This window comes from Amycolatopsis sp. NPDC114503 (assembly GCF_055633655.1).
Genome location: NZ_JBVKDT010000007.1, coordinates 344,130 through 364,623 on the forward strand (window position 1 = coordinate 344,130; position 20,494 = coordinate 364,623).

The 20,494-nt window shown below is 70.0% G+C and carries 16 protein-coding genes; 10 read left to right on the plus strand and 6 right to left on the minus strand.

The genetic code is table 11. From position 1 onward, the window contains the following. Window positions 1-118 precede the first annotated feature (118 nt). Window positions 119-466, minus strand: coding sequence for a dihydrofolate reductase family protein (locus ACZ7OI_RS29770; RefSeq protein WP_470267436.1), 348 nt, complete (start codon window positions 464-466; stop codon window positions 119-121). 275 nt (window positions 467-741) lie between these two features. On the opposite strand from ACZ7OI_RS29770, the gene icmF reads away from it, so the two are divergent. Next, window positions 742-3,981, plus strand: coding sequence for a fused isobutyryl-CoA mutase/GTPase IcmF (gene icmF, locus ACZ7OI_RS29775; RefSeq protein ID WP_470267437.1), 3,240 nt, complete (start codon window positions 742-744; stop codon window positions 3,979-3,981). Between the two features lie 4 nt (window positions 3,982-3,985). Here icmF and ACZ7OI_RS29780 read toward each other — a convergent pair whose 3' ends face one another. After that, a complete protein-coding gene (locus ACZ7OI_RS29780; protein WP_470267438.1) occupies window positions 3,986-4,690 on the minus strand; it encodes a class I SAM-dependent methyltransferase in 705 nt (234 codons plus the stop codon). Between the two features lie 107 nt (window positions 4,691-4,797). Between ACZ7OI_RS29780 and ACZ7OI_RS29785 the strand changes: the two genes are divergently transcribed. Continuing rightward, entirely contained in the window at window positions 4,798-5,634 is an 837-nt protein-coding gene (locus ACZ7OI_RS29785; protein ID WP_470267439.1) for an LLM class F420-dependent oxidoreductase, read from the plus strand. A gap of 49 nt (window positions 5,635-5,683) precedes the next feature. Here ACZ7OI_RS29785 and ACZ7OI_RS29790 read toward each other — a convergent pair whose 3' ends face one another. Further along, entirely contained in the window at window positions 5,684-7,684 is a 2,001-nt protein-coding gene (locus tag ACZ7OI_RS29790; RefSeq protein WP_470267440.1) for an acyl-CoA dehydrogenase family protein, read from the minus strand. A gap of 159 nt (window positions 7,685-7,843) precedes the next feature. On the opposite strand from ACZ7OI_RS29790, the gene kstR reads away from it, so the two are divergent. From kstR to ACZ7OI_RS29820, 6 genes are all read left to right on the plus strand, one after another. Further along, the gene (kstR, locus tag ACZ7OI_RS29795; protein WP_470267441.1) at window positions 7,844-8,482 is read left to right on the plus strand and encodes a cholesterol catabolism transcriptional regulator KstR; all 639 of its coding nucleotides are present in this window, start codon (window positions 7,844-7,846) and stop codon (window positions 8,480-8,482) included. A gap of 269 nt (window positions 8,483-8,751) precedes the next feature. Continuing rightward, entirely contained in the window at window positions 8,752-11,487 is a 2,736-nt protein-coding gene (locus tag ACZ7OI_RS29800) for a DEAD/DEAH box helicase (protein WP_470267442.1), read from the plus strand. Further along, window positions 11,487-12,641, plus strand: a complete 1,155-nt coding sequence (locus tag ACZ7OI_RS29805; RefSeq protein WP_470267443.1) for an SWIM zinc finger family protein — start codon at window positions 11,487-11,489, stop codon at window positions 12,639-12,641. Before ACZ7OI_RS29800 ends, ACZ7OI_RS29805 begins: the two co-directional genes overlap by 1 nt. A gap of 170 nt (window positions 12,642-12,811) precedes the next feature. Continuing rightward, window positions 12,812-13,633 (plus strand): SDR family NAD(P)-dependent oxidoreductase, encoded by an 822-nt coding sequence (locus tag ACZ7OI_RS29810; protein WP_470267444.1) that lies wholly within the window; start codon window positions 12,812-12,814, stop codon window positions 13,631-13,633. Window position 13,634: 1 nt separating this feature from the next. Next, window positions 13,635-14,183 carry a TetR/AcrR family transcriptional regulator gene (locus tag ACZ7OI_RS29815; RefSeq protein ID WP_470267445.1) on the plus strand — a complete coding sequence of 183 codons (549 nt, stop codon included), beginning with the start codon at window positions 13,635-13,637 and terminating at the stop codon, window positions 14,181-14,183. Between the two features lie 10 nt (window positions 14,184-14,193). After that, window positions 14,194-14,535, plus strand: a complete 342-nt coding sequence (locus ACZ7OI_RS29820; RefSeq protein ID WP_470267446.1) for a hypothetical protein — start codon at window positions 14,194-14,196, stop codon at window positions 14,533-14,535. Here ACZ7OI_RS29820 and ACZ7OI_RS29825 read toward each other — a convergent pair. After that, window positions 14,524-15,231 (minus strand): helix-turn-helix transcriptional regulator, encoded by a 708-nt coding sequence (locus tag ACZ7OI_RS29825; RefSeq protein WP_470267447.1) that lies wholly within the window; start codon window positions 15,229-15,231, stop codon window positions 14,524-14,526. The genes ACZ7OI_RS29820 and ACZ7OI_RS29825 overlap by 12 nt on opposite strands. Before the next feature lie 141 nt (window positions 15,232-15,372). On the opposite strand from ACZ7OI_RS29825, the gene folE reads away from it, so the two are divergent. Then, entirely contained in the window at window positions 15,373-15,975 is a 603-nt protein-coding gene (gene folE / locus ACZ7OI_RS29830) for a GTP cyclohydrolase I FolE (RefSeq protein ID WP_470267448.1), read from the plus strand. Here folE and ACZ7OI_RS29835 read toward each other — a convergent pair. Then, entirely contained in the window at window positions 15,939-17,192 is a 1,254-nt protein-coding gene (locus ACZ7OI_RS29835; RefSeq protein WP_470267449.1) for an alpha/beta hydrolase, read from the minus strand. The genes folE and ACZ7OI_RS29835 overlap by 37 nt on opposite strands. 59 nt (window positions 17,193-17,251) lie before the next feature. Between ACZ7OI_RS29835 and ACZ7OI_RS29840 the strand changes: the two genes are divergently transcribed. Then, a complete protein-coding gene (locus ACZ7OI_RS29840; RefSeq protein WP_470267450.1) occupies window positions 17,252-18,646 on the plus strand; it encodes a WS/DGAT/MGAT family O-acyltransferase in 1,395 nt (464 codons plus the stop codon). On the opposite strand, the gene ACZ7OI_RS29845 is transcribed toward ACZ7OI_RS29840, so the two are convergent. Next, window positions 18,643-20,286: a TIGR04141 family sporadically distributed protein gene (locus ACZ7OI_RS29845; protein ID WP_470267451.1), complete on the minus strand. Its 1,644-nt coding sequence runs from the start codon at window positions 20,284-20,286 to the stop codon at window positions 18,643-18,645. The two genes, ACZ7OI_RS29840 and ACZ7OI_RS29845, sit on opposite strands and share 4 nt — an antisense overlap. Window positions 20,287-20,494 lie beyond the last annotated feature (208 nt).

The window sequence follows — 20,494 nt, forward strand, 5'->3', positions numbered from 1 at the left end:
GCGAGGGTGTACGCGGGGCGGTGGTCGGGGGGGAGGTGTGTGTCTCGCGCGGGCGCACCGAACACCCCCCCCCCCCCCAACCCCCGACGCGATCCCGCGGTTGGGTCGGGTTGAGTGGTCAGCGCTTCGTGCGGTGATGCAGCAGGACGACCGTGTGGTCGAAGGTGCGGGGTTCGATTAGCTGTAGTTCTGTGCGGTCGGTGTTTTCGGTGAAGGGGCGTTTGTCTCCGCCTCGGATTACTGGGTGGATGCAGGTCAGGTACTCGTCTATGAGGTTGCGGCGGCCTCGTTCTGCGGCTAGGGCGTAGCCGTCTATCAGGACGATGTCGCCAGCTGCGGCTGCTTTGTGTTTGGTGACTTCTTCGGTTAGGTCGCGGCGGCGATTTGGGTGTTCCAGGCGGCCGTAGGCGAACATTCCGGCGCGGTTGGACAGTTCGTTCGCGTAGTCCGAGAGTTCCGGGCCCATGTGGGGCCAGTCGAATTCTCCGGCGGGGCTTCGACGCAGCCGTCCAGCGACGTGTGGGCGAGGTAGATCAGGTCGGCCATGGCGGGTTGCTTTCGTGTGGGTGAGGGTCACCAGGGGGGTCGGAGCGGGCCTGGTGGGCTGGGCATAGGGCGCGGAAATTTTCACTGGACCAGGGCGGGTCCGAGCAGGGGGAAACCAAGTGGGCGGGCAGCCTGAGAGCCGGGTCACTTCGGGCTCGGGTTTCCAATAGTAGGAAGTCCTAGTAAATTGAGAGGATGAGCGGCAGCGATCTGTACCGTCCTGCGAACCCGGTCCGGTTCGTCACGGCGTCCAGCTTGTTCGACGGCCACGACGCCTCGATCAACATCATGCGCCGGATCCTGCAGTCCCAGGGCGCGGAGGTGGTCCACCTCGGCCACAACCGCTCCGTCGACGAGGTGGCCACGGCCGCGATCGCCGAGGACGTCCAGGGCGTCGCCATCTCCGCTTACCAGGGCGGGCACGTCGAGTACTTCAGCTACCTCGTGGAGCTGCTGAACGAGCGCGGCGCGGGGCACATCAAGGTGTTCGGCGGCGGCGGTGGCGTCATCGTGCGCGAGGAGATCGACCTGCTGCATTCCCGTGGTGTGGCGCGGATCTTCTCGCCGGAAGACGGCTACGAGATGGGCCTGCCGGGCATGATCAACATGATGATCAAGGCCTGCGACAGCGACCTGTCCGCGCAGCCGCCCGCCTCGGTCGAGAAGCTGCTGTCGGGCGACGTGCCTTCGCTCGCGCGGGTGATCACCCAGCTGCAGCGCGAAAACCTGCCTGCCGAATGGCTGTCGGCGATCACTGAGGCCGCCGGGAAGAAGCATGTGCCGGTGCTGGGCATTACCGGTACCGGCGGGTCCGGCAAGTCCTCGCTGACCGACGAGCTGATCCGCCGTTTCCGGCTCGACCAGGAAGACAAGCTGCGCATCGCGGTGCTCGCGGTGGACCCGTCGCGGCGCAAGGGCGGCGGTGCGCTGCTCGGCGACCGGATCCGGATGAATTGCCTTGACGGCTCGCCGGTGTACTTCCGCTCGCTGGCCACTCGTACCACCAGCGGCGAGATTCCGGCGGGGCTGAGCGAGTCGATTCTCGCCTGCAAGGCGGCCGGGTTCGACCTGGTGATCGTGGAGACGCCGGGCATCGGCCAGGGCGACGCGGGCATCGTCGACTACGTGGACGAGTCGCTGTACGTGATGACGCCGGAGTTCGGCGCCGCGTCGCAGCTGGAGAAGATCGACATGCTCGACTTCGCCGATGTGGTCGCGATCAACAAGTTCGAGCGTCGCGGCGCCGAGGATGCGCGGCGTGACGTCGCGCGTCAGATGGTGCGCAACCGCGAGGCTTTCGGCTCCGCGCCGGAGGAAATGCCGGTGTACGGCACGAGCGCGGCGAAGTTCAACGACGACGGCGTGACCGCGCTGTACCAGCACCTGCGCGATATGCTCGCCGACCGCGGGTTGTCGGTGTCGGCCGGTACGCTGCCGGCGGTGTCGGGCAAGGTCTCGACGGACGCCAGCACGATCATCCCGGGCAACCGGGCGCGCTACCTCGCCGACATTTCCGAGACGGTGCGCGGATACCACGAGCAGACCGAGAAGCAGGTCGCCGCGGTCCGCAAGCACGAGCACCTGGCCGAGGCCAAGGCCGCGCTGTCCGAAGTGGACGCGAACACCGATGCGCTGGACGGCCTGCTCGCCGCCGCGGAGTCCGATGTGGACGGAGAATCGACAAAGCTCCTCGAACGGTTCCAGGCGCTCGCCGCGGAATACCGGCAGGACGAGCTGGTGGTGAAGATCCGGGACAAGGAGCTGCACACCCAGCTGTGGCGGGAAACCCTGTCCGGCAACCGGATCCCGCGCGTGGCACTGCCGCGCTACACCGAGTCCGGCGAGCTGCTTTCCTTCCTGCGCAGGGAAAACCTGCCCGGCTACTTCCCGTACACCGCGGGCGTCTTCCCGTTCAAGCGCGAGGGCGAGGATCCGGCGCGGATGTTCGCCGGCGAGGGCGACGCGTTCCGCACCAACCGCCGGTTCAAGCTGCTGTCAGCCGATTCCGAGGCCAAGCGGCTGTCGACGGCGTTCGACTCGGTCACCCTCTACGGCCACGACCCGGACACCCGCCCGGACATCTACGGCAAGGTCGGCACCTCCGGCGTCTCCATCGCGACGCTGGACGACATGAAGGCGCTCTACGACGGCTTCGACCTGACCGCGCCGAACACCTCGGTGTCGATGACGATCAACGGCCCCGCGCCGACGATCCTCGCGTTCTTCCTCAACACCGCGATCGACCAGAAGTTCGCCGCGTTCCGCGAGGAGCACGGGCGCGAGCCGTCCGCGGCCGAGGCCGCCGAAGTGCGCGAGTGGGCGCTGAAGAACGTCCGCGGCACCGTGCAGGCGGACATTCTGAAGGAAGACCAGGGCCAGAACACCTGCATCTTCTCCACCGAGTTCAGCCTCCGGATGATGGCCGACATCCAAGAGTGGTTCATCCAGCACGGGGTGCGCAACTTCTACTCGGTGTCGATCTCGGGCTACCACATCGCCGAGGCCGGGGCGAACCCGATCTCGCAGCTGGCCTTCACGCTCGCCAACGGGTTCACCTACGTCGAGTCGTACCTGGCGCGCGGCATGGACATCGACGATTTCGCGCCGAACCTGTCGTTCTTCTTCTCCAACGGGATGGACGCGGAGTACTCGGTGCTCGGCCGGGTCGCGCGGCGGATCTGGGCCGTGGCGATGCGCGAGCGCTACGGGGCGAACGACCGCTCGCAGAAGCTCAAGTACCACGTGCAGACCTCCGGCCGCTCGCTGCACGCGCAGGAGATGAGCTTCAATGACATCCGCACCACGCTGCAGGCGCTGTGCGCGCTGTACGACAACGCGAACTCCTTGCACACCAACGCGTTCGACGAGGCGATCACCACGCCTTCGGAGTCCTCGGTGCGCCGTGCGATGGCCATCCAGATGATCATCAACAAGGAGTGGGGCCTGTCGAAGAACGAGAACCCGCTGCAGGGTTCGTTCGTGATCGACGAGCTGACCGACCTGGTCGAGGAAGCCGTGCTCACCGAGTTCGACCGGATCTCCGAACGCGGCGGCGTGCTCGGCGCGATGGAGACCGGCTACCAGCGCGGCCGGATCCAGGACGAATCGCTGCTGTACGAACGCAAGAAGCACGACGGCTCGCTGCCGATCATCGGCGTCAACACCTTCCGCAATCCGAAGGCGGGGGAGGACGACGTCGAGGTGGAGCTGGCCCGCGCGACCGAGGACGAGAAGCAGTCCCAGCTGCGCCGGCTCGCCGAATTCCAGCAGGGGCACCGCGAGGAGGCCCAGCAGGCGCTCAAGGCGCTGCGCGACGCGGCCACCCGCGGCGGCAACCTGTTCGACGTGCTGATGGATGCCGCGCGGGTGTGCTCGCTCGGTCAGATCACCGAGGCGTTCTTCGAGGTCGGCGGCCAGTACCGGCGCAACGTCTGACGCCTCACGCGCGCCGCGCGGCCAGCCGCCACATCGGGACGAGGACCCGGCCCTGCTCGTCGACGTCCAGCGCGTCGAGCGCGGTCGGGTCCGGCTGTTCGTCCTGGGAGACGGCGGCGACCGCGGCGATGAGGCCCTCGCGGCTCATCGCGGTGGTGTAGACGGCCGGTTCGAGCACGGTGATCGTCCAGCCGTTGCCGACCGTTTCGCGCAGATTCTGCTCGGTGATCCGGTACGGCACCGGGAAATTCGCCGGCACCGCGTCGGAGAAGCAGAACACGTTCAGCTGTGCACCGGGCTTGGTCGCGCGCACGAGCGCTGCCACGTACGCGCGCCGCTGTTCTTCGTCGAGACAGTGGTAGAGCGCGCTGTCCAGGACCGAGTCGAAACGGTCTTCGTACCCCTCGAGCCGGGTTGCGTCCGCTTGGTCGAAGGTGAGGTCCAGGCCTCGCTTCGCGGCAGTTTCGCGGGCCCGCGCGAGTGCGGACGGCGCGCCGTCGAGACCGGTCACGCGGTGCCCGCGAGACGCGAGGTACATCGCGTTTTCGCCGAGGCCGCAACCGATGTCGAGCACGTCGCCGTGGAATCCGCCGTCCGCTTCGAGCGCGACCACCGCGGGCTGCGGGCCCTCGATGTCCCACGGAACCTTCTCCCCGATCGGGGTCTTGCCCTGGTACATCTCCTCGAAGTCGACGTCCGTCACGTCCATCCGGGGCCTCCTATTCAACGGGTGATGATTTAACGCTAGCGGACGAGGCCGGTGATCTGTCAACCGTCCGCGGGAATACTTGCCCGATCCGCGGAGTAGAAGGAGGCATGGATTTCGGCATCTCGACGTTCGTGACCGACGAAGGCATCCGGCCCGACGTGCTCGGCGAGGCGGCGGAGGAGCGCGGCTTCGCGTCCCTCTTCCTCGCGGAGCACTCGCACATCCCGACGAGCCGCGAAACGCCGTACCCCAGCGGGGGCGAGCTGCCGCGGGTCTACTACCGCACGCTTGACCCCTTCGTGGCATTGACCGCCGCCGCGGTGAACACCTCGAACCTGGTGCTGGGCACCGGTGTCGTGCTGCTGATCCAGCGCGACATCATCCACACCGCGAAGGAGGTGGCCTCGCTCGACCTGGTGTCGCGCGGCCGGTTCTCCTTCGGCGTCGGGGCAGGGTGGAACCGGGAGGAAATGGCCAATCACGGCACCGACCCGAAGACCCGGGGCGCGCTGCTGAACGAGCAGATCGCCGCGCTGAAGGCGATCTGGACGCAGGAGGAGGCCGAGTTCCACGGCAAGCACATCGACTTCGACCCGATCTTCGCGTGGCCGAAGCCGGTGCAGACGCCGCATCCGCCGATCCTGGTCGGCGGCGCGAGCGACGCGGCGCTGAAGCGGCTGATCGAGCACGGCGACGGCTGGATCCCGAACCCCGCGGTGTCGCCGGACGGGGTGCGCCGCGTGCGTCAGCAGCTCGCTGAGGCGGGGCGCGGGGACATGCCGTCGACGCTCTTCGGCGGACCGGCCGACGCGGACGCGATCAAGCAGTACGCCGACGCCGGACTGGACCGGTACGGGTTCATGCTGCCGACGCTGCCGGAGGCGGAAACGCTGGCGCTGCTGGACGAATACGCCCGCCTCGCCGCCGCTTTCCGAGCCGAATAACGTTCCGTGAGGGGAGCCCGGAGTCCTTCGGGTTCCCCTCACGGACTTCTCAGCGCGGCAGGCCGAGCACGCGTTCCGCGGCGGCCGACAGCAGGACTTGCGTGGTGCCGCCCGCGATGGACAGGCAGCGGGTGAGCAGGAACTCTTGCGCCGCCGGGGTTTCCGCGACCAGCTCCGGGGCGAGGTCGAGGGCGAACTCGGCCGTTTCCTGCCGATGCCGGACCCCGAGCAGCTTCGCCACCGACGATTCCGAGCCTGGCCCGAGTCCGTCCAGTCGCCGCAGTGTCGCTCGCAGGTCGAGCACCGAACACGCGCTGCCCTGGCCGATCAACGCACCGAGCCGGTCGCGATCCACGTCCTCCGGTGCAGATTCCAGCAGCGCTTCGACGTTCTCGCCCACCGCCGAACCCCGGCCCAGCGCGACGCGTTCGTTGGCCAGCGTCGTGCGCGCCAGCTTCCAGCCCGCGCCGGGTTCGCCGACGACATCAGCGTCCGGAACGAACACGTCGTCCAGGAAGACCTCGTTGAACACGCTCCGCCCGGTGATCTCGCGCAACGGCCGCGTGGTGATTCCGGCCGCGCGCATGTCGACCAGGAAGTACGTGATTCCCTTGTGCTTCGGCACGTCCGGGTCGGTGCGAGCGAGGCAGATCGCCCAATCCGCCTCGTGCGCGAGCGACGTCCACACCTTCTGCCCGGTCAGCAGCCAGCCGCCGTCGGTCCGGCGCGCCACCGTGCGCAGCGATGCGAGATCCGAGCCGGCACCGGGTTCGGAGAACAGCTGACACCACGTCACCTCGCCGCGCAGCGTCGGCTTGGCGAAGCGTTCACGCTGGTCGTCGGTGCCGTGCGCGAGAATCGTCGGCACCGCCCAGCCGCCGATCACCAGGTCCGGCCTCCGGAGGTCGGCGGCGGTCAACGCGGCGTCGATCCGCAGCTGCGTCGCCGCGTCCGCGCCCATGCCGTACGGCTGGGGCCAGTGCGGGGCCAGCAAACCCGAGTCCGCGAGCGCGGTGCGCCGGTTTTCCTCTGGCAGCGCGGCGATTTCCGCGACCAGCCGGGTCACCTCGGCGTCCTCGCCGACGTTCACCCCGAGCGTCCGCCGCTTCCCGGCCAACGCCAGGTCCGCGGCCCGCTTCCGCCACCGCTGCGAACCGCCGAGCCACTGCCGCAGCGCCAGCGCGCGCCGCAGGTACAGGTGCGCCTCGTGCTCCCAGGTGAACCCGATCCCGCCGAGCACCTGGATGCAGTCCTTCGCGTTCTCGACGGCGGCGTCCAGCGCCACCGCCGCCGCGCTCGCGACGGCCAGCGGATCGCCTGCCGACGAAGCCGCGTCCCAGGCCAGCGCCTCGGCGGCTTCGGTGCGGCACAACATCTCCGCGCAGAGGTGTTTCACTGCCTGGAAAGCGCCGATCACCTGTCCGAACTGTTCCCGGACCTTGGCGTACTCGACGGCTGTCGTCAGGCACCAGCGCGCGACGCCTGCCGCCTCCGCGACCGCGAGCGTCGCCGCGAGATCGCGGACGTCCGGCAGGTCGAGGACCTCGCCCGGCAGTTCGGGCTTGACGCGGCCCAGCGACCGGGAAAAGTCGAAGGGGGCCAACGGTTCCACCGCTGCCCCCGGCGGTACCAGGACGTACTGCTCGCCCCGGCGCGCGAGCAACCACGACCCAGCGTCCGCGCCGGGTACGGTCGCCGATTCGTCCAGTTGCACCGCGACCTGCGCGGTCCCGTCGGCGATCTCGGCGGCGAGTTCTTTCGAGTGCTCGGCAAGCAGGAGCCCGGCCAGCGCGGTGCTCAGCAACGCCCCCGGCACCAGCGCTTCCGCCGCGGCGGCGAGCCCGGCCGCGAGGTCCGCGACAGTCCCGTCCGCCCCGTTCACCGACGCGGGCAGCGCGATGCCGGTGAGGCCCAGCGCCGCGAATCCGTCGGGCAGGCTGGCGCCTGTGGTTTCGGCCGCGCGCACGGCGGCGACCGGATCGTGTGCCGCCGCCCAGTCCCGCACGGCGGCGGCGAGCGCGGTTTGTTCCTCGGTGAGCGCGACCGGCATCGGTCTCCTCCTCGCGGGGTACAGAGCTACTGGCGAGTGTAGAACGTGTTACAGTTTTTCCGCCAGGCGGTCGAGAGTTGAACCTTTCTCCAGGGCAGGTACGCTAAGCCGGAAACTGGAACGAGTTCCGCAAGGCTGCTTGCGCGACGACAGAGGGGAATGGCGATGCCGGGGAAGGCGAAGACGCCGGCGGCGAAAACGCGGGCGAACGGCCTCGGCGCGATGGGCGAGGAACTGGGCTCCGCGGCCCAGCGGGACCGCCGCCGCCGCATCATCGACGCGACACTCTCGCTGGCTTCCAAGGGCGGCTACGACGCGGTGCAGATGCGCGCGGTCGCGGAGAAAGCCGACGTCGCGCTGGGCACGCTGTACCGGTATTTCCCGTCGAAGATTCACCTGCTCGTGTCGGGTCTGGCGCAGCAGTTCGAGGCCGCGCACGAAAAGATCCAGCGCAGCGCGATCCCCGGCGAAACCCCCGCCGAGCGCTTGATGTTCGTCCTGGGCCGCAACACCCGCCTCATGCAGCGCGATCCGCACCTCACCGAGGCGATGGTGCGCGCGTTCATGTTCGCCGACACGTCCGCGGCCGCCGAGGTCGAACTGGTCGGCAGGCTGATGGAGGACATGTTCGCGAGCGCGATGGGCATCGACGACCCGACCGAAGCGGACCGCGACATCTTCCACGTGGTCGCCGACGTCTGGATGGCGAACCTGGTCGCCTGGGTGACCCGCCGCGCCTCCGCCGCGGATGTGGCCAGCCGCCTGGAACTCTCCGTCCACCTGCTCCTGGACAAGTAGCCGTCCGTGAGGGGAACCCTCACGACCACTCACCCGTCAACCCGCAGCCCGCGCACTCAACAATCGAGGCACCCAGCCCTTCCCCCGCACCCCGATACGAAGCCTCCCTGCGGTTCGGGGGTGCTTGTCAAGGCATCTTTCCCGCCTTGACAAGCACCCCCGAACCGTCAGCACAATCAAGCTTCGGGGTGCCCCACGCAACCGACCGGCCGCAATGTCGCCGCCAGGCGACGAGCAGAACTGTCAGACCCGCGCGTTACCGTGCCCAAGTGGAGTTCGACCAGACCACCCAAGCCACCTACCTCCCCTCGGATCCCCCGCGAGAGGGAGTTCTGGCGCTGTGGGGCGACGAGATCGAGGGGGACACCCCGATCCAGCTAGTCCTGCCCGGCGGCGGGAAATTCGCCCGCACCGAGGTAGTAGCGCGGCTCGTACCACTGGCGAACGCCATCCCCCGCCTGCTCGTCGTGCCGGACGAAACCAGCCCGGCCCTCGCAGCCTGGTCGGCAGTGGTCAACGCCGGAGTCAACCTCGTGGCGCGCGGCCGATTACGTCCAGCGTCCACCCCGAGCGGCCTCGGCACCTGGCGAGTCGGCCCCCTCGACGCAGCCGACGAGGAACTCCTGCGCGGGCTCGCCGCAGCTCTGCCACCCGAAGCACACGCACTCCCGCTGTCCGGCGTCAAACGAATCCGCCTGCATTCCCCGGAATCACTAGTGCGCGCAGTATGGGACGCAGCAGCGGACGTCCTGGTCCGCAGCCCAGCTGCAGCAGTCGGTTCCGGCGGGGCGGCGTTCGCGGAATCGCAGCCCACCCTGCTGGATCCGGACGGCGCGGCGTGGCTCACCGAACTGGAAGCCCGACGTCCGGACGGTGCGCAACTGCTGCTGAGGATCGAAGCGACCGACGAGGAATTCGCCGGGGTCCTAGCCGTTCGTTCCACTCTCGAACCGAGCCTGGTGGTCGAAGCAGCCACCCTCTGGGACGCTCCCGAAGCAGTCCTGCACCGGCTCGGCGACCAGGTGGAAACGCAGCTTCTGCTGGGGCTCAGGCGAGGCGCGCGAGCCTGGCCGCCGCTGGGCCGGGTCCTGTCCGAACCGGCGCCCACCTCGCTCCCGCTGTCCGACGACGACGTAGTCGACCTGCTCGGAGCCGGTGCTCGGGACCTGGGCGGCGCGGGGATCGAAGTCTTGTGGCCCAAGGATCTTTTCTCCGGAGAGGTCCGGGCGAAGGCGAGCGTCACGCAGGCCCCGGCGAGCGAATCCGGTCCCGCGTTCCCGCTCAACGGCCTGCTGGAATTCCGCTGGCGGCTCAGCCTCGGCGGCAGCGAACTCACCGACGAGGAAGTGGCGGCGCTCGCGGAGGCGAAACGCCCGCTGGTGCGGTTGCGCGGCCAGTGGGTGAAACTCGACCCCGCGTTGCTGGCGCGAATGCGGGCCCGGCGTTCGCGCCTCACCGGGGCCGAAGCGCTGGCCGCCGCGCTGACCGGCGAGCTGGAGGTCGACGGCGAACGAGTCGAGTTCGCTCCGCAGCCGGCGTTGTCCGGGCTCGCCGAACGCCTGCGCGAACGGGATCCCGCGCCGGTCGAGGAACCGGCGGGACTCACCGCCACGCTGCGTCCGTATCAACGGGCCGGGCTGGGCTGGCTCATCGCCATGACCGAGCTCGGACTCGGCGCCTGCCTCGCCGACGATATGGGGCTGGGCAAGACAATCCAGCTCATCGCCTTGCACCTGCACCGCCGGGCCCAGGCTGCCGGGCCGACGCTCGTGCTGTGTCCGACGTCGTTGCTGGGCAACTGGGAACGAGAGTTCGGCAAGTTCGCGCCGGACGTGCCGGTGCGCCGGTTCCACGGCGGCGGCCGGCATCTCGACGACCTGGCTCCGGACGAGGTCGTGCTCGCCACGTACGGAGTGCTGCGCCGAGACCGGGAGCTGCTGTCCGAAGTGGACTGGGGAATGGTCGCCGCGGACGAGGCGCAGCATGTCAAGAACCCGTTGTCCGCCACGGCGAAAGAGTTGCGGCAGGTGCCCGCGGCGGCTCGCGTGGCGCTCACCGGAACGCCGGTCGAGAACCGGCTCACCGAGCTGTGGTCGCTGCTCGACTGGACCACGCCGGGCCTGCTCGGCCCGCTGGAGAAATTCCGGCGCACCGTGGCGCGGCCGATCGAACGGGACCGGGACGAGACGGTCACCGGACGACTGGCCGCGACGGTCCGGCCGTTTCTGTTGCGCCGCCGCAAAACCGACCCGGACATCGCCCCGGAGCTGCCGCGCAAGACCGAGACGGACCGGTACGTCCCGCTGACCGCCGAGCAGACCACGCTGTACGAGGCGGTCGTGCGGGAGAACCTCGCGCAGATCCGGGAGGCGCAAGGGGTGCAGCGGCGCGGCCAGGTGCTGAAGCTGCTCACCGAGCTCAAGCAGATCTGCAATCACCCGGCGCATTACCTCAAGGAAAGCACCGGCGTGCTGAGCGGACGGTCGGGCAAGCTCGCGGCGTTCGAGGAACTGCTGGACGTCATCCTCGACGAGGGCGAGAGCGTGCTGGTGTTCAGCCAGTACGTGCGGCTGTGCCGGTTGCTGGAACGGCGGCTCGCCGAGCGCGGGCTGCCCACCGCGCTGCTGTCCGGCGAGGTCGGGCCCAACCAGCGCGACGAGATGGTGGCCGCGTTCCAGTCCGGCGAGGTGCCGGTGTTCCTGTTGTCGCTCAAGGCGGGCGGCGTCGGGCTCAACCTCACCCAGGCCACGCACGTGATCCACTACGACCGCTGGTGGAACCCGGCGGTGGAGGACCAGGCCACCGACCGCGCGTACCGGATCGGGCAGGACCGGCCGGTGCAGGTGCACCGGCTGATCGCCGAGGGTACGCTGGAGGAACGCGTCGCCGCCGTGCTGGAAACCAAGCGCGGGCTGGCCGACGCGGTCGTCGGCGCGGGGGAGGACTGGATCACCGAGCTGTCCGACGACCAGCTCGCCGACCTCGTCCGGCTCGGGAGCGGCTGATGCCGCCGCGGCGGACGTTCGGGCGCCGGTGGTGGGGCCGGGCGTGGGTGGAAGCGCTGGAGCAGCGCGCCAAGCTGGACCCGAACCGGCTGCCGCGCGGGAGGACGTACGCGCGCAAGGGCGTCGTGGACCAGCTGGCGATCAGCGCGGGCGAGATCACCGCGTGGGTGCGGGGGAGCCGCCCGGATCCGTACCGCGTCGCCATCCGGATGCGCGAGTTCAGCGCGGAGGAATGGGACAAGCTGCTCGACGTCGCGGGCCGCCGGCTCGGGCACGCCGCCGCGTTGCTCGACGGCGAACTGCCGGAGGAGCTGGCCGTCCAGTCCCGCGAAGCCGGTGCCGATCTGCTGCCCGGCCCCGGCGATCTTCGGCCGCGCTGTTCCTGCCCGGACAGCGCGAATCCGTGCAAACACGTGGCGGCGGTGTACTACCTGGTCGCCGACGAGGTGGACGCCGATCCGTTCGTGCTGTTCACCCTGCGCGGCCGCGGCCGGGACGAGGTTTTGGCTCAGCTGCGCGAATTGCGGACCCCCAGCGCCGCCCGGCCCGCTCGCGCGCCGGACGTCGGGCTGACGCCGAAAAAGGCGTACTCGCGGCGGATCGCGCCGTTGCCGCCGCTGCCCGCGATCCCCGGCGAACCCGGTCCGCCCGCCGTGCTCGACCTCGATCCGCCCGCCCGCACCGGCCTGACGTCCGCCGCGCTCACCGCTCTGGCCGCGGACGCCGCGTCGCTCGCGCTCGATCTGCTGCACACGCGGGATGCCTTGGCGGACTTGACTTTCTCCGAAGACCTGGCCCGCCGCGCCGCCCGGCCGGGGGCGGACGTGTTCGGGCTGGCCGCGGCTGCCGAGGTCGCGCCGTCGGAGCTGATCGTGTCCGCGCAGGCGTGGCGGGAAGCGGGCCGGAGCGGGCTGGCGGCGCTGCGGGACGTGTGGAGTCCCGGGCCCGGGCCGCTGGCGGTGGCGCGCGCGGAACTGGCGGAGTTGCCAGGGGAGGTGAAGGTGTGGCGCAACCGGGTGACGGCCGGGCCGGTGCAGCTCCGGTACGGACGGGACAGCCGGTGGTACCGCTTCGTGCGGGTCGCGGGCCAGTGGTGGCCGGACGGGCCTCCGGCCGAGCAGCCGGTCGATCTCGCCTACCCGGCGGAGGGCTGAATCGCTGACGCCGGTCGATCTCGCCTACCCCCGCCGAGGGCTGAATCGCTGGCGCTCAGCAAAACGAGACGGTCCGTGACGCTCGGCGAAACGCTTACCCGGCGGAGGCCTGAATCACCGACGCTCAGTGAAACGAGACGATCCGTCTCGTTTTGTGCTACCGTCGCGGCATGACGAGAACCTGGGTGATCACCGGAACAAGCCGCGGCCTGGGCCGGGTGTTGGCGATCGCCGCCGCGGAAGCGGGAGACCGGGTGCTGGCCACCGTCCGCACGCCGGGCAGCGCGCCGGAGCACCGGAATGTCGTCGAGCACGTGCTCGACGTGCGTAACTCGGCTGCGGCGCGGGAAACCGTGGACCGGGCAGTGGCCGAATTCGGCCGGCTGGACGTCGTGGTGAACAACGCCGGGTACGGGCTGGTCGGCATGGCCGAAGAAGTAAGCGAGGACGAGGCGCGAGACATCCTGGAGACGAACCTGCTGGGCGCGTTGTGGCTGACCCAAGCCGCGCTGCCGGTGCTGCGCGAGCAGCGGTCGGGCCACGTCGTGCAGATCTCTTCGGTCGGCGGCGCCGGTTCGGTGCCGGGATTCGGGCTTTACAGCGCGAGCAAATGGGGGCTGGAGGGAATGAGCGAAGCGATCGCGCAAGAGGTCGCGGAATTCGGCGTGCGGGTGAGCATCGTCGAGCCGGGCGGGATGGACACCGAATGGGCCACCGGCAGCATGCGGTTCGCCGCCCCGAACCCGGCGTACGACGGGCTGCGCGAGCGGATGTTCGGCACGACGGCCGTTCCGTGGGCCACGACCGGCACCGGCGGCGGCACCCCTCCCGCGGACATCGCCGCCGAAATCCTGCGCCACGTCAACGACCCTGCCGACCAACGGCTGCGCGTACTGGCCGGTGCCGATGCCCCCGCGATGGTCGCGACCGCGCTGTCGGGACGCCTGACGGATTACCGTCAGGACAAGCGTTTCTCCGACGCGGAGATCTGACATGGCACGCGCCAGCACCCGAGCCCGCGTGCACGCCGCGGTTCTCTCCCTGGCCGCCGAGGCAGGTTTCGGCGGCCTGACGATGGAGGGCATCGCGGCCCGCGCGGGCGCCGGGAAGCAAACGCTGTACCGCACGTGGTCGTCGCCCGCCGCGGTTCTGCTGGACGCGCTGCTGGAGCAAAGCCTGGACGCTTCCGGCGAAGTCGCCATCCCCGACACCGGTGATCTGCGGGCGGACTTGGAAACGTTGGTCCGCGGCATGATCGCGGACCTGACGGATCCCGCGACAGACCGCCTGCTCCGCGCGGTGACCGCTGAACTGCAAACCGATCCGGCCATCGGTTCCGAAGTCCTGGACCGCCTGCTGGGCCCGCAACTGCGCGCGATCGCCGACCGCCTGGCCCGCGCCGGGGTCGAAGGTCCCGAGGACGGCGCGGAACTGTTGCTGGGTGCGGTTTTCCACCGCTGGCTGCTGCGCACCCGGCCGTTCGCGGAGAACTGGCCGGCGGCCCACGTGGAGCGGGTGCTGCGCGCGGTTTCGTTCGGCTAGCTTTGCGAACGTGGCAAGAAAGACTGCGCGACCCGATCCGGGCCTGTGGGCTCGGCAGCGCCCGTTCATGCTCGACCTTTGCCGAGTCTGCAAAGCCGATTTGGAAGCCCGCGTCCCGGCGCGAGACGTCGTCGTGGAGCTGCACCCGGAGTCGGTACCGGCACCGACCACCCCTTGGAACTGGTTTCTCGCCTTCGACCTCGACGGGACTGAATTCGAAGCCTTCGTCGCCCACGATCTCTCCACCGCCGCCTTCGAAGACGACACCGGCGTCTTCGACGATCACGTCAAGCTCGAAGAAGTCCCCGCCTACCTCGCTCGCAGGCTGAACCAGCCCCGGTCACCCGGCTGACTCGGTGCCTCGAAGCTCCACGCAACACCCGCCGTCGCGAGGCGCGACCCGGGCCGTCGACACCCCCGGCACCTCCAGCCCCTCCACGACCCCGGTCAGGAACCGGTCCGCCATCCCGCACACCAGCTCCGGCGCGCGCCCGGCCAGCGGCTGGAACGGGCAGTTGCGCATCCGCAGGCACACCGGCGTCTCGCGGTTCGGCTCGAAACCGTGCCGGGCCAGGACCGCGCTCGTCAGCGTCAGGCCGCGTTCGGTGCCGAGCCGGCCGGGGCGGGAGCGTTCGCGCTCGGCCGCGCCGGCCGCGGCGCCGTGCTGCCCGGCCTCGCGCAGGGCGGCGTCCCAGGCCGGCTCCCCGGGGGCCGCCGAGGCGACCGCGTCCACCAGGATCGCGGCCAGGACGTCCGGATGCCGGGGCGGGATGGTGATCGCGAAGTCGGTCGCGGCGGGCTCGTAGACCTTCGGGGCGCGGCCCACCTTGCGGACGCCGCCGACTGTCTCGTAGCGGGCGCGCAGGAGGCCGGCCGTCACGAGTTTGTCCAGGTGGAACGCCGCCAGCTTGCGCGAGATGCCGACCGCCGAGGCCGCTTCCTCGCGCGTCACCGGACGGCCGGCGCCGCGGATGAAGGCGTACATCCCCCGGCGCAGGTCCTCGTCCAGCGCCGCTACCGCGCGGATGGTCGCCAGGTCACTCGTCACACATCCACGATAACGCCCAGCGAGGTTCTCCGAACCCGCTACCCGGCTTGTTCACCTGGTCACATTGACTCCGCCGGGCGATAAGACCAAGATTTGTAGGCGAAAACCGTCCTGCCAGCTCCGACCGCCCGAGGATCGCCCATGCAGTCGTCCGGAACCGCCCTCCGCGTCGTCCACGAGCCCGATCCCGGGTTGGACCTGGCCGCGGCCGAAAGCGCGGCGGGGGACTTCCTGCGCGCGCTCGGCGTCAGCCTCGACTCGGAGAGCCTGCGCGGCACTCCCGGCCGGATGGCCCGCGCGTACGCCGAGCTGTTCACGCCCCGCGAGTTCGACCTCACCACGTTCCCCAACGACGAGGGCTACGACGAGCTGGTGCTGGCCCGCGACATCCCGGTCCGGTCGGTCTGCGAACACCACCTGCTGCCCTTCATCGGCGTCGCGCACGTCGGGTATCTGCCGGGCGAGCGGATCCTCGGGCTGTCGAAGCTCGCGCGGATCGTCGAATACTTCTCGTGCCGTCCGCAGGTGCAGGAGCGGCTGACGAAGCAGATCGCGGGCTGGCTCGGAGACCAGCTGGCACCGAAGGGCGTCGGTGTGGTGATCGAGGCCGAGCACACTTGCATGACCCTGCGCGGCGTGCAGGCGACCGGCTCGTCCACGGTGACGTCCGCGCTGATGGGCACGCTCCGCGAGGACGCCCGCTCGCGTCAGGAGTTCTTCTCGCTGACCGGGGTCAACGCCTGAGCGCGAGCCCAGTCGAACCGGGCCCAATCGAGAAAATGCTCGACGCCGCGCACCACGTGCGTGCTGCGGATCGACGGGAACACGTCGAACGCGTGCTGCGCGCCGGCGAGTTCCGCGTAGGCCACCGGATGGGCGGATTTGGCGCGCAGCCGGGCGACGAACTCCCGCGCCTCGGCGACCGGCACGAGCGAATCGTGCTTGCCGTGGATCACGAAGAACGGCGGCGCGTCGTGGGCGACCCGGTCCATCGGGGACGCCGCGAGGTAGTCGTCCAGCCGGTGTTCCGGGGCGAACACCCGCCGCGCCATCAGGCTTTCCAGCCGGTACCGGCTTTCCTCCTCGCCGGTCGACGCGGCGACGTCGTACACGCCGTAGTGCGGCACGCAGGCCTGCACGCTCGTGTCCGCCTCCTCGAAACCGGGCTGCAGCGCCGGGTCGTTCTGGCTCAGCGCGAGCAGCGCGGCCAGATGCCCGCCCGCCGAACCGCCGGTCACCGCGACGAAGCGCGGGTCGCCGCCGTACTCGGCGATGTGCTCGCGGATCCAGGCGAGCGCTTGCTTGGCCGCGACGATGTGCGCGGGCCAGCGCGACGCGGGGGAGAGCGGGTAGTTGATCGCCACGCAGACCCAGCCGCGGCTGGCGAGGTGGCGCATCAGCGGCAGGCCCTGCTGTTCCTTGTTCCCGATCGTCCACGCGCCGCCGTGGATCTGCAGCAGCACCGGCGCGTCTCGGACGGTCTCGCGGGGACGGTAGACGTCCAGCAGGAAGCGTTTGCCGCCAGGGGCGTAAGCGACATTCCGGTCGCGCACGACGTCCGGTTCGTGGATCCGGAACGGCATCAGCAGCCGTCCCCACGGTGTCGAGAAGTCCGACGGGTTCGCGAGCTGGGCGGCGTAGTCCTCGCCGAGTGCCTCGGTGAGCGCGGACTCGACCTCGACGCGCGCCTTCTGCGAGGTCGCGATCAGGGAGGCGAAACCGGCCGCGGACAGTGCCGCCAACGCCAGCCCGGCGCGGTCGCGGCGACTGTGCAATCCGTGGCGCGCGACGTGCTGCACGGTGTCGGCCGCGGTGAGGGCGAGCAGGTGCGGCGCGAGCTCGCCGGTGAGCCAGCCGGCGAAGAACACCGGGATCGAGGTCGGCCGCGGTTTCGGCGGCCGCAGCGCGAGCGCGGCGAGGCCGAGCTGCGCCGCCCGGCGGGTCACGAAGTCCGGTTTCACCTGCCCGATGCTACCTCCGCCGAGCGCCCCGGCCAGGGTTCTGCCTTACGCTGGCAGGCATGCAGCGACTGAGCGGGCTGGACGCGAGCTTCCTCTACCTGGAGACGCCCTCGCAGGTCCTGCACGTCTGCGGCCTGTTGACGCTGGACGGTTCGACCATGCCCGGCGGCTACACGTTCCCCGAGTTCAAGCGCCGGCTCGCCGAACGCGTCGCGCTGATCCCGGCGTTCCGCCGCAAACTCCACAATCCACTCTGGAACCTGAACCATCCGGTGTGGGTCGAGGACGAGGATTTCGACCTCGACAACCACGTGCACCGGATCGGCCTGCCCGCGCCGGGCGACGACCGCGAACTCGCCGAGATGTGCGCGCACATCGCCGGGCAGCGGCTCGACCGCGCGCATCCGCTGTGGCAGTGCTACGTGATCGAGGGCCGGTCCGACGGACGGCTGGCGGTGCTGCTGAAAATGCACCACGCGAGCGTCGACGGCGTCGGCGGAGCCAGCCTGATCGGCTACCTCGCCGGGCTCGAACCCGACGCGCCGCTGCCGGAGCTTCCCGCGGACGAACAGCACAACGACGGCCTGCCCACCCGGCTGCGATTGCTGCGCGAGAGCGCGGATTCGCTGCTGCACCGGCCGTTCGAGGTCGCCCGGCTGCTGCCGGAGCTGCTTGAACTGGTCCCGCGATGGCTCGGAAAAGCGTTGCGCGGCAAGGGAATGCCGGTGCCGTTCACCGCGCCGCGGACCTCGCTGAACGGCACGATCACCGGACACCGTTCGGTCGCGTTCGCGCAGCTGGACCTTGATGCGGTGAAGCAGGTGAAGGACGCTTTCGGCGTCACCGTGAACGACGTGGTGCTCGCGCTGGTTTCCGGCGCGCTGCGGCAATTCCTGCTCGGCCGCGGCGAGTTGCCGGGCGACCCGTTGGTCGCGACGGTTCCGGTGTCGGTGCACGAACGCACGGAACGCGATCATGGCAGCAACCGCGTGTCCGCCTTTTTCGCTTCGTTGCCAACGCATCTGCCCGACCCGGCGGCGCGCGTGTTCTTCCTGGCCGAGGCGAACCGGCGGGCGAAGGACCACCATTACGACATCGACGCCGACATGCTCGCCGACTGGGCCCAATTCTCCCCGGCGACGATGTTCGGGCTGGGCGTGCGCGCGTATTCGGCGCTGCGACTGGCCGAACGGCATCCGGTGGTGCACAACCTGATCATTTCGAACGTTCCCGGGCCGCCGATGCCGCTGTATTTGCTGGGCGCGCGGATCACCGGGCTGTATCCGCTGGGGCCGGTGTTCCATGGCGCGGGGCTCAACATCACGGTGTTGTCGAATGACGGCAAGGTGGGCGTGGGGTTGTTGGGGGCCAAGGAATTGGTGAAGGATTTGTGGCCGCTGGCGGACGCGTTGCCGGAGGCGCTGGACGAGTTGAGCAAGGCCTCGCCGGTCTAGCGGCGCACCGCCCGGGCTTTCTTTTTCCGGGTATGCGGAATGTCCGCGAATCGCAACTCGGCCCGAAGGCCGCGCACCGCTCGGTCCAGCCGCAGCAAGGCGACCTGGGAGAGCGTGAACAACTCGTCCGCGTTCCACGCCCGTCCGGCGGCCGCGAGCACGACGGTGTCCGGCGCGCCGCCCAGCATCCGGCCAGGGTCCAATGCAGACACCTTCCCGGCCAGCTGAGCCAGCGCGTCGGGTTCGTCGTGCAACGCTTCCGCCGAAACCAGGGCCTGCGTGTAAAGGTGGCTGGCCGCGGTCGCCCGGCCGAGCCATTTGACGTGGATCAGCTCGTCGTCCGGCCCGAGCAGATCGCACAGCTCGAACCGGGGATGCAGCGGCGTGCTCGCGAAATCCTTGTCCAGGCACAGGTATCCCGGCGCGTGGGCGGCGACCAGCTTGCAGTACCGGTGTTCGTCGTCCGGCTGGCCGCTCGGTTTCCACGTGAGATCCGGCCACTTGTGCTTGCGCGCCAGCAGATCGCTTACCTGCTCCCGCATCTGCGCGACATAGCTCTCGCCGATCCGGTACCAGCGCGACTGGTGGAAGACATACCGGGTGTGCTCGACAGTCGTCTCGAACACCAGCCAACGCGCGGCGGGCAGCTGCGCGCCGGTCGGTTCGACCCCGGCGTCGTCGGCGCAAGTGGTGATCCGCCCGGCGCGCAAGGCTTTCAGTCGCCGCTCCGCCGGGATCCCGGCCAGCCGCGCGGTCAGGTGTTCCAGGTCCAGCCGGCCGCGGACGAGCAGCGGACCGCCCGGACCGAGGCCGACGATCCGGAACGAACCGGCGTTTTCCGCGTCGTTCGCGGCGCTGGACGGCCAGGCCAGGCCGAGCGCGTCGCTGCCGCCGAGTGCTTCGGCCAGTTGCCGTTCCAGCTCGGGCACGAGCGGATGGTGCCGGTCCATCGGGCGGGTCTGGGCGATGAAGCGCAGCGCGGAATCCGCGTCCGGTTCGTCGACGACGGCGCCGACGGCGTCGAGATCGGCCAGGAACGCTTCGGGATCCTTCGCCAGCGGTGCCCACAGCGAGGTGCCGACGCGGATGCGGTAGCGCTTGCCGGTCACCCGGCCGTACGTGAGGTCGGCGAGATCCGCCGAACCGGCGAGGCGGTGCACGAGATCGCCGTACGGTTCGAGCCGGAACGCGGACAGTTCGCCGCCGCCCGGAATCGAAATTTGCGTGGCCCGCGCGGAAACGTCCAGCGCGGCGCTCGCGACGAGCCCGAGATCGAACGGGTCGAGACGGCGGATTCCGAAGCGCAGCCCGAAACCCTGCTCGACGTGTTCGTCGTTGAGCACGAGGTGTCCCGCGCCCCAGGTGACCGCGTACGTCCACGGCGGGCGCGGCACCAAGAGCACCGCGAACGGCAGCGTCGAGGGCAGGTCGAGCGGGCCGCCGCCGAGGGCTTCGGCGTGCTGCAGCCATTGCGGGGCCTCGGTGCGGAACGCGCCGGCGACCAGTCGCGCGCGGGCGCCGGGCAGGTCGACCGGGCGGTCGGCGCTGATCTGTTCGGGGGACAGCGAGGTCAGCAGGTCGGTTTCCGCCGCGGAGCCGTCGAGGCGGAAGAGGGACGCCGGACGGCTGGGGGCAGGCATGACCACCACCGGAGGAGGAGAATTCGAGGACGTCCGATCAGCCTAGGCGGCGCATCGGTCCGGCCGGTTAATCACGGAGCGCGAATGGCGTGCGGAATGGTGAAATTCCGCTGAATCACCCATTCACGGGACGCGGGCACGGCTGATGATAGGGTTTCCTTGGCGGATGTGCCACGGCGGGTTTTCCGAGGCCAGGCAACGGGCAGGT